Consider the following 13776-nt stretch of genomic DNA (forward strand, 5'->3'; position numbering starts at 1 on the left):
CATTAATGTCCAAAATAGACAAAAATGAGCATACCAATATGAAGCAAACACCCTGGCTTGCCTTTTCCATCGACCGGTCCGCGAAGACACCGGTCTTCGAGCAGATCTGTGCCGCTATCCGAGACCGCGCCATTTCCGGCGATCTGGCCGAGGGTACAAAACTGCCGCCAACCCGCGTGTTTGCCACTGAACTTGGGGTGTCGCGTTCGACCATCGTGACAGCCTATGAACAACTGGTTGCCGAAGGCTATCTGAACAGCCTGCAAGGGTCGGGCTACTTCATTTGTGCTTTGGGTGAGGTTGAATTGACGAAACAGGGAAGCCGCACAGGGACCCGATCCGCCGATAAACAAATCAAAACTCCGATCCCTTTCGAGGCCAGCTATCCGGACATGCGATTGTTCCCGCACCGGCAGTGGGCCAAGGCGGTTGCCCGCGTCTGCCGAACAAATCCTGAGGCCATGCTGGTCGGGAGTTCCAGTTTTGGAAACAGCGATCTGCGCGAAGCCATCGCCGCACATGTATCAGAGTGGCGTGGGATCGATGCCTCGCCGCATCAGATCATCGTAACCGCCGGCTCAATCGATGCAATCGAGATTTGTTTGCGCAGTCTGGTTGGCAAAGGCGAGATCGTCGGCCTGGAAAACCCGGGCTATCTGCCCGTTCGCCAGCTTGCCGACGCCCAGGGGCTTGCGCCAACCTATCTGGACGTGGATGAAAGTGGTGCCCGTTTGCCCGAACAGCGCACCGTGCCAAAGCTTGCCGTGTTGACGCCGTCTCATCAGTACCCGCTTGGTGGGGCCATGTCGCCAAGCCGTCGGCTGGATTTCCTGGCATGGGCGCAACGAAATGACGCGTGGGTTCTCGAAGACGACTACGACAGCGAATTCCGGTATGCGGGCCGCCCGATCCCTGCCATGGCGGGATTTGATAGTCTGAACCGAGCAATCTATGTCGGCAGTTTCTCCAAGGTATTCTCTAATTCACTTCGGTTGGGATATGTCATCGTCCCCGAAGTCCTGATTGACCGTTTCCGAACAACGTTGAGGCGTTTCGGGCTGAAAGCAAGCTATATGCCCCAACAGGCGCTGGCCGAGTTCATGAAGTCAGGGGAATTTTACCGACACTTGCGCCGGGTGCGTCGGATATACGATGACCGGCGGAAATATCTTCTGGAGCGGCTCAGGCACGATTTCTCGGATTATGGGCACTTCATCAACCACCAGGCGGGTATGCAGGTCGTGTTGCACCTCAACGATGGCTTCGAAGATACCGAAATTTCCATGCGCGCATCAGAGTCGGGCGTCACAGCGCAGCCGCTATCACGGTTCTCAGTCAAAGGTTCGGCCCACAATGGCCTGATCCTTGGCTTTTGCGGGTATTCCGAGGAAGAAATGGATTCGGCATTGGCCGCGTTAAAAACCTGTTTCATGAGGCGCAAAGCCCGCCAGTGATCGTCCGTTCGCCCTGCAAAGCCTCAAGCGCAATCCGTGCCGAAATTCGAGTGAACGATCCTGTTGTTCGATGCGCTGATCCTCACTTTGCCTGAGATCCGCATCCTTCCTCAGAGTCCGGAACTTAGCGCGATGGTCTGATTCCGCCCAAAGGCAGTCACAGCATGTCGCTAAACCACTTGCTTCGATCTATTCTCTTGAAAACCCAAGTTCCAATAGGTCAATCTTGGCAACAAGGCCAATCCGGCGCGCACAACAAGGGACCCTGAATGCGGCTGATCAGGATTTGTTTGATTGCAGTGGTGGTGATCGCAATCGCCGTAGTCGGGTTAAGACTGGCGTTTCCGCTTCCTGAAGAGAATTTCTCTGAGCGAACGCTGAAGCAAGATGCGGACTGGACCGGACCCTTGGGGGAGACGATCAAAAACGCTCTCGAACGGAATCCCGGGCGGGACGGAATTCGGCCTTTGGGCAATGGGCGCGTGGCTTTCGCGGCCCGGGCCATCCTCGCGAGAGAGGCGGTTTCCTCAATCGATGCTCAGTACTACATCTGGCAAGATGACGTCACGGGCGTGATGCTGCTGGATGAGCTTAGGTCGGCGGCCGAGCGCGGCGTGCGGGTCAGGTTGCTGGTCGACGATAACGGCATATCCGGAATGGACAGTTATCTTGCCGAACTCGATGCCCTACCGACCGCAAATGTGCGTATTTTCAATCCGTTCACGCTGAGAAACCCCAAACTCCTGTCATATGCTTTTGACTTCGGCCGCCTGAATCGACGCATGCACAACAAATCAATGACAGTGGACGGTGTGGCAACGATTGTCGGGGGCCGCAATGTCGGCGACATTTACTTCGATTACGGCGCTGGAACCCACTACCTGGACGTGGACGCAATAGCCATTGGTCCGATCGTGGACGAGGTTTCGCAATCCTTCGATTCTTACTGGAACAGCGGTTCATCCTACGACGCCGACCTCTTTCTTGGGCCTCCGGCGGAACAAAGCCTTCAATCCACGGCGGACGCTGCGCGACAGACTGCCGTTGGCGCGGGCTACCAAAAGGCAATCCAGGAAAATGCGCTGACCGATCAAATAGCCGCACATGATCTGAAGTTCGAATGGAGCGAAATCACCCTTTTTTCAGACGACCCGGCAAAAGGCCTAGGCGAAGTCAAAGGCGAAGACCTGATCGTGGAACGGCTGATCGAATTCGCGCAAGGCTCTGAAACCTCACTGGACCTTGTGTCGGCGTATTTTATTCCCGGCGAAAGAGGCGCTGACATTCTGGAAGGGTTGGCGAAGTCCGGCGTTAAGGTCCGCGTTCTGACCAACTCGCTGGACGCCACGGACGTTATGCCGGTTCATGCCGCTTATATGCGATACAGGGATGGCCTGCTGAACAGCGGTGTCGAGTTGCTGGAACTTCGGGCGTTACGGCAGGAACATCGCGACCGAAGCCTGCCCGAGATACTGGCCGGTTCAGCCTCGGGATTACACGCGAAGGTCTTTGGGTCCGATGGAAAGCGGGTGTTTATCGGTTCCTATAACCTTGACCCCAGATCTGCGCGTCTCAATACCGAAATGGGATTGCTGGTCGAAAGCCCCGCGGTTGCGGCATCGCTTGCCGATCAACTGAACAGGCCCGAATTCGCGTACCGTGTTGAACTGGCCGACAACGGTGAGGTGATCTGGCTGCAAGAAGAAAATGACGGGACAGTCACCGTTCACACGACGGAACCGGAAACCGGCAGCTTCCAGCGTGCGCTGACGGCGGTCGTAAGGTGGCTGCCGGTCGAATGGATGCTCTAGTCACCCCACCGAGAGCAATTTGGCAATATATGGTCGTCTAAGCGCTCGAAAATCAGACTGAGAGTTCTGATCCCAAAGGCATGTTCGACGCCGCTCTGGTCAAAGACGCGGATAACGCCAAGTTGCTGTTGGAAGAACATGCCTGCCTCACACTCTGGAGGCCATGTGGGCGGACAATGTCCGCCGTGATTTTGCAGGTTCCCCTTCCTCAACATTACTCATTTTGGAAGGCGGTGCGCACTTTGCAGACCGAAGAAAGCAACAGACTGGCCAGTTCGCACTCAATGCTCTCCGCTTAGTCGGGGCAACCGCTTTGATGGCGGACATTTCGCTGCACAAGCTGCTTGTAGAGCTCTCGTATGCGACGGGTCATTGGACCGGCACCTTCATGTTCACCGATCTTCTTCCCGTCAATTGACGCGACGGGTGTCTGGGCGCCGAAAGTACCTGTCAGGAATGCCTCGTCGGCACCATAGGCTTCGTAGAGCGAGTAGTTCTTTTCGAACACCGGAATATCGTTGGCACGGCACAGGTCGATGACCTTTTGGCGCGTCACCCCATTCATGCAGTAGTCTCCGGTGGATGTCCAAACCTCGCCACGGCGCACAATGAAAAAGTTGCATGCATTCGTGGTGTTCACAAAGCCATGAGGGTCCAGCATCAGGGCTTCGTCGGCACCCGCCTGCTCGGCCTGCAGACATGCTATGACGCAGTTCAGTTTCGAGTGGCTGTTATACTTGGCGTCCTGGCTCATCGGCAGGCCACGCACCTGAGGCACGGTGGCCAGCCGGATGCCCTGGCTCATCAGGCTGTCCGCGGGTTTCGAGTGCTCGACGATTGCAACTACCGTGGGCCCGGACCGTGACAACCCGGGATGCTGAAACGGCTTGTCCTTTGGCCCCCGGGTCACCATGAACCGGCAATGTGCGTCCGTTGTCATACCGTTGGCCTTGGCAGTATCGTTCAGCGCCTGCAGGACTTCGGCCTTGCTCATGCCAACATCAATCGAGACGGCCTTGCAGCTGTTAAAAAACCGATCCATGTGTTCGTCAAAAAACGCCCATACACCGTCATAAAGCCGCAGCCCCTCCCACATCCCATCACCCAGCATGAAGCCGGAATCGTAGACGGACACCATGGCTTCGCTGCGCGGTACGATCCTGCCGTTGAGAAAGATCTTGATGTCCCGATTGCGCAGATCTTCCTGCGCGTCATGGGTGGAATGGCTCAGGGATTGCTCGCTCATATCTTCGCTCGTAGCTGGACGCTGGGTTTAGGTGGTGCAGAGGCGGCGATGGCCGCCGCCCCGGTAAAGGTGGTTAGTTTAACAACCCGACTTCGCGGAAATAGCGCTCTGCACCGGGGTGCATCGGTGCGGACAGTCCGTTTACGACCATCTCCTCTTTCTTGAGGTTGGCAAAGGCCGGGTGAAACGACTTGAAGGCATCAAAGTTGTCAAAGACCGCCTTGACCATCACGTAGACGGTTTCTTCCGGCACGTCCGAGGATGTCACGAAGGTGGACGGAAGACCGAAGGACGGAACGTCTCCATCTACGCCGCGGTACAGACCACCCGGAATGTTGACGTTACCGTAATAGGGTTTGCTCTCGACCAGAGCCTGCACGGCTTCGCCTTCAACCGGAATGATGTTGATGTCGCAGGTTGTGGCCGCTTCCAGAACGTTGGCCACCGGGTTCCCAGCGACCATCAGAAACGCCTCGATGGTGTTGTCGCACAACGCTGCGGATTGTTCTGCGGACTTCAACTCGGTCACCAGCCCGAAGTGATTCATATCCCAACCCAACGCGTCTACCAGAACCTCTGCCGTCCCTCGCGTACCAGAGCCGGGATTGCCCAGATTGATAGTCCGACCGCCAAGATCGTCCAGCGACTCGATCCCCGTATCCTTGCGCGCGGCGATGATGACCGTATCCGGATGCAGAGAAAACAGGCTGCGAAGCTCAGAATCCGGACCATCTTCTTCGAATAAGCTGGTTCCGTTCAGGGCGTGGAACTGCCAGTCCGATTGCACAATGCCCATCTCCAGTTCACCTTCACGCATCGTGCGCAGATTGTAGACCGAACCGCCGGTGCTCTCGACCGAGCAGCGAATGCCGTGCTCTTTCCGTCCCTGATTGACCAGCCGGCAGATGCCGCCGCCAACGGCGTAATAGATGCCGGTAACACCGCCCGTGCCGATGGTCAGGAACTCTTCGGCTTTTGCCGGAGCGCCCGACAGCAGCGCAGCGGCGCCAATCACCGCGAGCCCCGAGTGCATTTTCCGTTTGAGAACGCCGGTCGACAACATGAATTTCTCCCTTTTCACCTGTTGCGTCATCCCGGTTCCGGACCGGATGAACTGTTCTTGCCGATGGGGTGGGCAATCGCAGCCAGGTTTCGCGCTTTTCGAATCCCCACCTGGCATGACACTACAGCAGGATTTTCATATTGTCGACAATTTGTATAATTGTCGACAATACTGCATATTCGAACTAACTTAAGTTTCCAAACACCGCAGCCAGCCGTCGAACCGGAATAGAAAGTTCAGCTTCGGTCATTTTTCTGGCTATCCTGGCTTAAAGAAGTAATCTCGCCTTCCGCCCATCGGGTGTTCCACCAACGGGATCGAAATGACACGGAAAGAATCCTCACCAGAAAAATCCGGCGACACGCTGAAAGACAGAACACTGGAGCGTCTCCAGAGACTGATCCTGACCGGCAATCTGGATCCGGGTGCAAAGCTGCTTGAAACACAAGTTGCCGCCCAATTGGACGTAAGCCGCGCAACGCTTCGCGAGGCCATGGTTCAATTGAGCGAGATCGGGCTTCTGGTCTATCTGCCTTTCCGCGGAACGTTCCTGCGTACATTGGATCCGGTTGATCTGGATGAAATCTATTCGTTTCGCACCGGGCTCGAGAAGATGGCCTTCCAGTTCTGCTGGGACAAGCGCGATCTGATCAGCCTCGCCGACCTGCAGATGCGAAACAACAAGCTATGCGATTGCATCTCGAACAATGATCCATACGGCGCGATCATGGCCGAAATGCATCTTCATTCTTGGTGCTACGAACTGTCGGGGCATACCCTGCTGTTGCAAAGCTGGGAACGTCTGAAACCCAACTTGCAGTTCTACTTTGCCATGCATCAAAAGGCGCATGGGCGTGGCGGCCCGCTCCATGAGTCCCACGACAAGTATATTCAGCTAGCCAACGGGGACAGCTTGGATGACATGCTGGATCACCTTGAAGACCACATGCGACAAGGCCTGGAAAATACGATGAAGTTTCTTGATGAACGAAACGTTTCGTAAGTCAGGCCATAGCTTTCCCGGGGATTGAACAAACACTGCACGCCCTTAGAGTCGCACATCTTGAGATTCGCTCCACTTCCCGAACCGATCGTCCGAGGATGCAAAGGGGCCTTGGTTCAAGCCGCGCAACCGTCAATGCATTATGGGAACGGTCCAAACCGGCACGCGACGTTTGTTGTCAGCGCGCCGGCGTGTCACGGCATCAGAAAACGCCATGGGAGGGAGCCTATTTTCTGTTGTGGAAAATGAACCCGATAAAGTTCAGTAACAATTGGGCTGCCAGGATCTGTGTGCTTTCAGAGGGGTCATAAGCAGGCGCGACCTCGACCAGATCGATGCCGACCACGTCGCCGCGTTTGCTGAGGCCCTGCAGGATTTCCAGAACATCATAATACTGGAACCCGCCATGGCTGGGTGTTCCTGTACCCGGCGCAATCGACGGGCAGAAAGCGTCGATATCGATGGTGACATAGTACCGGCTGCCTTCCGGGATGCGATCCAGAACGCCTTCGACGCCCAGCTTGCGAACCTGCCGCACCGACAGGATGTCCGATCCGCGCGCCCGCGCATCGTCATAACCTTCTTTCGCGGTCGAGGACACGTTGCGGATGCCCAGTTGGGTCATGCCCGAGACATAGTCCTTTTCGATGGCGCGGCGCATCGGGTTGCCATGGCCAACGGTGACACCGTGCCGTTCGTCGACGAAGTCCAGATGCGCATCGATCTGGATCACGTGGATCGGTCCGTTTTTGGCGCAGTCGTCCCTATATGCGTTGATGCAGGGAATATTGACCGAATGGTCGCCGCCGATGGTGACAGGGATCGCGCCGGCATCGAGGATTTTCCTGACGCCGTATTCGATGTTGGCGTGGCTTTCCTCGGTCTTGGTGTGGATGATATCGGCATCCCCCAGATCGACGATGCGCACGTCGCTGCCCAGATAGGTGGCGTCATCCTCGTGATCATAAGCTCCCGCGTGACCAAAGCTGAACAGGGTCGATGCCTCGCGCACCGAGCGTGGCCCGAACCGTGCGCCCGAGCGGAACTGACAGCCGAAATCGAATGGCGCGCCAAGGATCGCCACATCGGCGTCAATCTCGTCCCAGTTCTCGACATAAGGTTTCTTGCCAAAGGTCGAGATGCCGACAAAAGGCAGATTCAGGCGACCAGCTTCATAACCATGTCCCGACATGATTTTCTCCGTTTCTTATGGTTTAGCGATAGGCCAGTTCCGGCAGGAACAGGGCGATTTGAGGGAAGGTTATCAGCAAGCCCGTCACGATCAAAAGGATGATCAGGAACGGGGGTACTCCGCGTACCACCTCGACAAAGGGGCGGCGGAAGACCGCGATGGCGGTGAACAGGTTGCAGCCAAAGGGTGGCGTCGCCGCTCCGATGGCAACCTGCAGCGTGATCAGCACACCGACCAGAACCGGGTCCAGCCCGCTGGCCTTGATCATAGGCGCGAAGATCGGAACCAGGATCAGGATCACCACGATCGAGTCCACAAACATGCAGCCAACAAAGAAGGCCACGTTGACTGCGAGTAGCACCATCAGCGGGCTGGCGCTTTCCAGACCCAATGCTGCGATGATGGTCTGCGGTACCTGCGCAAAGCTGAGCGTCCAACTGAACGCCGCGCCTGCCGCAATCAGGATGAAAACGACCGAGGTGATGGCACCGGTGGAAAGCGCGATATCGAAAAGATCTCCGATTTTGATCGAGCGGAAGATCACGACCTCCAGCACGACCGCATAGAGAACGCAAATCGCAGCAGCTTCGGTCGGGGAAAAGACGCCGCCATAGATACCGCCCACGATGATCGCTGGAAAACCCATCGGCCATAGCGCTTTGCGCAGGGCGGTAAAACGCTGCACCCAGCCCTCGCGCGGCAGCACGGGGATGTCATGGCGATAGGCGTAGACCATGCAATAGGCCGAGAACAGCGCCAGGATCAGCAGCCCTGGCAGGATACCCGCGATGAACAGTTGCGAGATCGAAGTGCCTGACACGACGCCATAAATGATCATGCCGATCGACGGCGGGATCAGATAGGCAAGGTCGGCGGCGTTCACGATCAGACCGATCGAGAAACTGTCGCTGTAGCCCGATTTCAGCATCCGGGGGCGCATCGCGCCGCCGATGGCCACAACCGTCGCCTGTGTCGAGCCACAAACCGCGCCGAACAGTGCGCAGGCAGACGTAACCGAGATGGCCAGCCCGCCCTTGATATGACCCATGAAGCTCATCACCAGGTCAATCAGCCGGTTGGCGGAATGACCGCGTGTGATGATGTCAGCGGCCAGAATGAACATCGGCACCGCGATCAGCGCAGCCGGTTTCACACCCCCGATCATCTGTTGGATCAGAATCTGCATGTTCATGTCTGGGAAATAGACGAGAAACCCAAGCACCGCCGCCGAGATCAGCGGCATTTTCATCGGGAAGCCTGCCAGCAGCAGGACGATCATGACGACCAGCATCAACTCGGTCATTTGCCTGCCTCCTTGGAATCTTCGAATTTCTTGATGGCCGCCGCGGTCTCGGGGTCTTCGTAGCTGTCGACCTCTAGGTACGAGACGTAGACCTCCTCCTCGGCGAAATTCAGGTTGCGGATCGCGGTCAGCAGGTATTGGAATGAAGCCAGCGCAAGTCCGATCACCACCCAGACATAGGTCAGGTACAGCGGCAGCTGCAGCGCCGGGGTTATCCGCCCGCGCGAGGCGACTTTCTGAACATATTCAAGCGCGTACCAGGCCAGTACCGCCATGACGACTGCGGTGGTGGCGGCAATCACCACCATCAGACCCTTGCGCAGTTTGATCGGCAATGCGTCATAGATCGCCGACATGCGGATGTGGATACCCTTGCGGGTGGCATAGCCCAGCCCCATGAAGGTGACGATGACGATCAGGAACTCGTTCAGTTCCTCAGAGAAATAGATGGACTGGTTGAACACATACCGGCCAAAGACATTGACGATTGTGTTCAAGGCCATCAGGATGATCCCCCAGCCCAGGATGCAGACTTCGATCCGTCCGATGACGGCGTCGATCTTTCCCAGAAAGCCGAAGGGAGTGGTAGTGCCGCTGTGCATGAAGTCCTCCCTTTTTGAAGCCTCACGCGCAATACGCGTGAGGACGTTTTATATGAGTGGTTGGGGAGAGGTTAGTTGGTAGCCAATTCCGCCTGCAGCGCGTCCAGCAACTCCTGGCCGCGGGAACCGACGGTATCAACAAAAGTCGCCGAGGTGTCGGTGCTGCGCGCGCGGAACGCATCACGCTCTTCTTCGGTCAGAACAACCAGACCGATGTCAGGCTTGGCTTCCTTGATGATGTCCAGACGCTGCTGGTTGAAGTCGGTGACAACGCCATCGATGAACCCGGTCATGTCGGCCATGGTGTCACGTACCAGCTGCTGGCGGTCCGGGCTGAGGGTTTCAAACCAGTCCGAACCGGCCACAACTGTGGTGACGAGCTCCTGCTCGCCAGCCCAGATCAGGTGGCTGGTGACTTCATAGAACTTCATCTCTTCGATGGTCGGGATCGGGTTGACCTGACCATCAACAGCACCCAGTTGCAGCGCCCCGAACACTTCGCCAAACGGCAGCGGCGTCGGGCTTGCACCCATGTTCTTGTAGGTTTCCAGCAGGATCGGCGACACCATCACGCGCATCTTGAAGTTGTCGAAGACTTCAGGCGTGCGGATCTCGCGGTTGGTGGTCCAGACCTGCGGGCCTTCGGAATACATCGTCAGAACTTCCAGACCGCGCTGGCGGAAATCATCATTCATCGGGCCGTATATGGTTTCCGAGCTGCTCAGGATGTTCGAGATTGCAGCCGGGTCGGACGGCAGCAGGTAGGGCAGCAGGAACACCTGGCTTTCCGGCACAACAGTGCCCAAGTTGCCGATCGAGACATTGGTGAATTGGATGATGCCATCGGCGGCCTGCTCGACTGTTTCTGTCGGCGTGCCCAGCGTGCCCATAGGATAGACGGTCACGGTCACGTCACCATTCGTCGCGGTTTCGATGCGGGATTTGAACTCCTGCGCATAGGCATCCATGATCGAGCCCGGAATTTCCTCGATGGCGAATTTCCAGTCTTCCGCCAGCACACCAATGGGCGCCAGCCCGAGCAGCGCGGCGGCCGCAGTTGTTCTTAGGGTACTAAGAGTAAAAGCCACGCGAATATCCTCCCGTTTCGCTTAGTCAGTTGCTTCTGAGGGAGATCACATCACGGTTCCTTTCATTAAAAAATATCATACTGTAAATGTTGACATAAGGATTCTTCATGCAATGACCTCAGTGAGGGCTGATCGTTGAAACTGCTGAGAAATACACTTCTGGAGACTTTTGTTGCCGTGGTCGATTGCGGTGGATTCACCGATGCGCAATATGCGCTAGGTATCACCCAATCAGCCATCAGCATCCGAATCCGCGACCTGGAAGCTGCGCTGGGTTACCGGGTCTGTGAACGGGGGCGCGGCGGTTTCTGGCTGACGGAACGCGGCGAGATTGCTTACAAAAAGGCCAAAGACATATTGCGGAGCGCGCGTGATTTTGATGCCGAACTGCTGGGGCTTCGAAATACGATAGCCGGGGATTTGAGGATCGGCGTCGTGGACGCTGTCAACTCGTTGGCCGAGCTGAACCTGGCAGAAGCCCTCAAGCGATTTCTGGATCGGCCAAACGAGGTGCAGTTGGAAGTCGTCGTTGCCTCACCAACAGAATTGACGCAACGGTTGCTGACCGGGGAACTGCATGTGGCAATTGCGCCATTTCGCAATCAGGTTGCCGAACTGACCTATTACGAACTGTGTCAGGAAGAACATCGGCTCTACTGCGGCCGAGACCATCCATTGTACGACCAGCCCGACAACAAGATCGATCTCGACGTCATCTCGCAACATCAGATTTGCCAGCGGTCCTACGGCATGCTGGTATCGCCAGAACTGCAATCCCAGGAATCCAAAGCGGTCGTGGCGAATATGGAGGCGATGGCGACATTGATTGAAACCGGCCATTTTCTGGGGCCGCTGCCTGTTCACTTTGTGGAAGGCCTTGGGCAAAACGGCCGTCTGAGAGAACTTGCGCCTGAAAGACTGCACTGGACCTCGACATTCTACCTCGCAACGCGATCTTCCAGCCTGCACAGACAGGCCGTTGAACTTTTTGTGGCGGACGTGCTCCGGTCATGCGGGGCATTTAAAACCTAAATGCACTTGCCGTGTAGCTAGTATTTGGGCTCACCTGCCTCAACACATGCCGGCACCTGCCGGCTCCAGGACAACGCCTGAGACGTTGAATTTTCAGGCCGGTTGCACCCGGCACATCCGGGCTACATTGCGAAATTCGCCTGAATGAACTAGTGACGCGCCATCTGTAGACATGGTGGATAGCTTAATGAAGATTCTGATCACGGGGGGCGCGGGTTTTATCGGGTCGCGGCTGAGCGCTGAACTTGTTCAGCAAGGGCATGACGTCACGATTTTCGACTCGCTGCACCCACAGGTTCATTTCCAGAACGAGACCAATTTCAGGATCGCCAAATCCTCTGGCGCCGGGATGATCGTGGGCGACGTGCGTTCGCGCGACGACATGCAGCGCGCCATGTCGCAGGTCCGGCCCGAGTTCATCTTCCACCTGGCCGCCGAAACCGGCACCGGCCAGTCCTTTGACCACCCGACCCGGTACAACGAGGTCAACATCATCGGCACCACCAACCTGATCGAGGCGGTGCGCGCGGCCGATACCCCGGTACGCCGCATCATTCTGACCGGCTCGCGCAGCGTCTATGGCGAGGGCGCCTGCGTGGACGCCAACAACGTCCTTGTGCCTGCGGTCGCCCGCACCAGCCAGGACATGTCGAACGGAGACTTCCTGCCGAAATCGGCCAGCGGCGAAACCCTGACACCGGTGCCGACCAATGCCGATACCTGCCCGGTGGCACCCGCCTCGATCTATGCCTCGACCAAGCTGATGCAGGAATACCTGCTGACCCAGGCCTTCTGGGGCACCCCGACCGAGGTCGGCATTCTGCGCCTGCAGAACGTCTATGGCCCGGGGCAGTCCATGTCGAACCCCTATACCGGCGTGATCTCGATCATTGCCGACTAGATCATGCAGGGCAAGACGCTCAACATCTTCGAGGACGGCGACATCACCCGCGATTTTATCTATGTCGACGACGTTGTGCGCGCCTTTGCCAGCACCGTCGCGCTGGACAGCTTCTCGGATCAGATCGTGGATATCGGCGCAGGCGAGGCGGCGACCATCATCGACGTGGCCCGGCAACTGATCGACCTTGTCGGGGACGCGCGCAACGGCGTCCAAGTCACCGGCGATTTCCGCGCCGGCGACATTCGCTATGCTCTGGCCGATATCTCGAAGGCACGCCGCCTGCTGAACTGGTCCCCACAGGTCTCCGTCAGGGACGGCCTCAACCAATTCAGCATATGGGCAAAAAAGGAGCAGGGGTGATTTGGCAGCGGAGACGAGGATGAGTGACGTCGTTCTTTATGACTACTGGCGGTCATCGGCCAGCTACCGGGTTCGGATCGCCCTTAATCTGGCTGGCATCCCCTATCGGTCGGAAATCGTCGATCTGGTTGCGGGCGAACATAAATCCAAGGCCCACCTGTCCCGGAATCCGCAGGGTTTCGTTCCTGTTCTGGAGATTGACGGCCTGCGGCTGACCCAGTCTCTGGCAATCCTTGAGTATCTCGATCAAACGCGAAATCTGGGGCTGCTGCCAGCTGACGCAGGCAAACGTGCCAAAGTTCAGGCCCTGGCGCATTCCATTGCCGTCGACCTGCATCCCGTCTGCAATCTTTCCGTCGCGCGCCATGCCACCACGCTGAGCGGCGGGGCCGGTGACATGCCCGACGACTGGATGCGTCATTTCATTCGCCCCGGTCTGCTGGCGTTTGAAGACCTGCTGGGCGGGTTCGATCAATCCCCGTATTGCACCGGAGACGCGCCCGGTCTGGCCGATCTGTGCCTGATGCCGCAGATGTACAATGCGCGCCGCTGGCAGGTCGACCTGAGCGGAATGCCCCGAATCCTGCAAGTTGAGGCCGCGTGCACCAAACACCCGGCGTTTGCAGCGGCATATCCTGACGCGCACGCCCCAGCCTGATTCAGCGCACAGTCTCTGTGTGTTTGACAAGGATGGCTAGGAAGCCGTGCAGCCGGTACA

Annotated in this window: 11 protein-coding genes and 1 pseudogene; 6 read left to right on the forward strand and 6 right to left on the reverse strand. The window is 57.2% G+C overall.

Annotated features, from left to right (window positions below; translation table 11 throughout):
• Positions 1-38: 38 nt before the first annotated feature.
• Both pdxR and ACR0J8_RS17560 read left to right on the forward strand, forming a co-directional pair.
• Positions 39-1454, forward strand: coding sequence for a MocR-like pyridoxine biosynthesis transcription factor PdxR (gene pdxR / locus ACR0J8_RS17555; protein ID WP_480523575.1), 1416 nt, complete (start codon positions 39-41; stop codon positions 1452-1454).
• Between the two features lie 269 nt (positions 1455-1723).
• Positions 1724-3265 (forward strand): phospholipase D family protein, encoded by a 1542-nt coding sequence (locus ACR0J8_RS17560; protein ID WP_480891406.1) that lies wholly within the window; start codon positions 1724-1726, stop codon positions 3263-3265.
• Positions 3266-3560: 295 nt separating this feature from the next.
• On the opposite strand, the gene ACR0J8_RS17565 is transcribed toward ACR0J8_RS17560, so the two are convergent.
• Positions 3561-4511 carry a D-amino acid aminotransferase gene (locus ACR0J8_RS17565; protein ID WP_480891409.1) on the reverse strand — a complete coding sequence of 317 codons (951 nt, stop codon included), beginning with the start codon at positions 4509-4511 and terminating at the stop codon, positions 3561-3563.
• Positions 4512-4584: 73 nt separating this feature from the next.
• Complete coding sequence (locus tag ACR0J8_RS17570; protein ID WP_480891412.1) at positions 4585-5574, reverse strand: TAXI family TRAP transporter solute-binding subunit; 990 nt, start codon at positions 5572-5574, stop codon at positions 4585-4587.
• Positions 5575-5896: 322 nt separating this feature from the next.
• Here ACR0J8_RS17570 and ACR0J8_RS17575 point away from each other — a divergent pair, with 322 nt between their 5' ends.
• Positions 5897-6577: a GntR family transcriptional regulator gene (locus tag ACR0J8_RS17575; protein ID WP_480523582.1), complete on the forward strand. Its 681-nt coding sequence runs from the start codon at positions 5897-5899 to the stop codon at positions 6575-6577.
• 226 nt (positions 6578-6803) lie between these two features.
• On the opposite strand, the gene speB is transcribed toward ACR0J8_RS17575, so the two are convergent.
• The 4 genes from speB to ACR0J8_RS17595 form a co-directional block, all read right to left on the reverse strand.
• Entirely contained in the window at positions 6804-7769 is a 966-nt protein-coding gene (gene speB / locus ACR0J8_RS17580) for an agmatinase (protein ID WP_480523584.1), read from the reverse strand.
• 22 nt (positions 7770-7791) lie between these two features.
• Positions 7792-9072: a TRAP transporter large permease gene (locus ACR0J8_RS17585; protein ID WP_480523586.1), complete on the reverse strand. Its 1281-nt coding sequence runs from the start codon at positions 9070-9072 to the stop codon at positions 7792-7794.
• A complete protein-coding gene (locus tag ACR0J8_RS17590) occupies positions 9069-9674 on the reverse strand; it encodes a TRAP transporter small permease (RefSeq protein ID WP_480523588.1) in 606 nt (201 codons plus the stop codon). The genes ACR0J8_RS17585 and ACR0J8_RS17590 overlap by 4 nt, the downstream gene beginning before the upstream one ends.
• 71 nt (positions 9675-9745) lie before the next feature.
• Positions 9746-10762 (reverse strand): TRAP transporter substrate-binding protein, encoded by a 1017-nt coding sequence (locus tag ACR0J8_RS17595; protein WP_480891417.1) that lies wholly within the window; start codon positions 10760-10762, stop codon positions 9746-9748.
• Positions 10763-10897: 135 nt separating this feature from the next.
• Here ACR0J8_RS17595 and ACR0J8_RS17600 point away from each other — a divergent pair, with 135 nt between their 5' ends.
• The 3 genes and pseudogenes from ACR0J8_RS17600 (at position 10898) to maiA (ending at position 13716) form a co-directional block, all read left to right on the forward strand.
• Positions 10898-11794 carry a LysR family transcriptional regulator gene (locus tag ACR0J8_RS17600; protein ID WP_480523592.1) on the forward strand — a complete coding sequence of 299 codons (897 nt, stop codon included), beginning with the start codon at positions 10898-10900 and terminating at the stop codon, positions 11792-11794.
• 187 nt (positions 11795-11981) lie between these two features.
• Positions 11982-13058, forward strand: a pseudogene (locus ACR0J8_RS17605) (NAD-dependent epimerase/dehydratase family protein).
• 19 nt (positions 13059-13077) lie between these two features.
• Complete coding sequence (gene maiA / locus ACR0J8_RS17610; RefSeq protein WP_480523594.1) at positions 13078-13716, forward strand: maleylacetoacetate isomerase; 639 nt, start codon at positions 13078-13080, stop codon at positions 13714-13716.
• Positions 13717-13776 lie beyond the last annotated feature (60 nt).

Source organism: Ruegeria sp. N11, assembly GCF_056531525.1.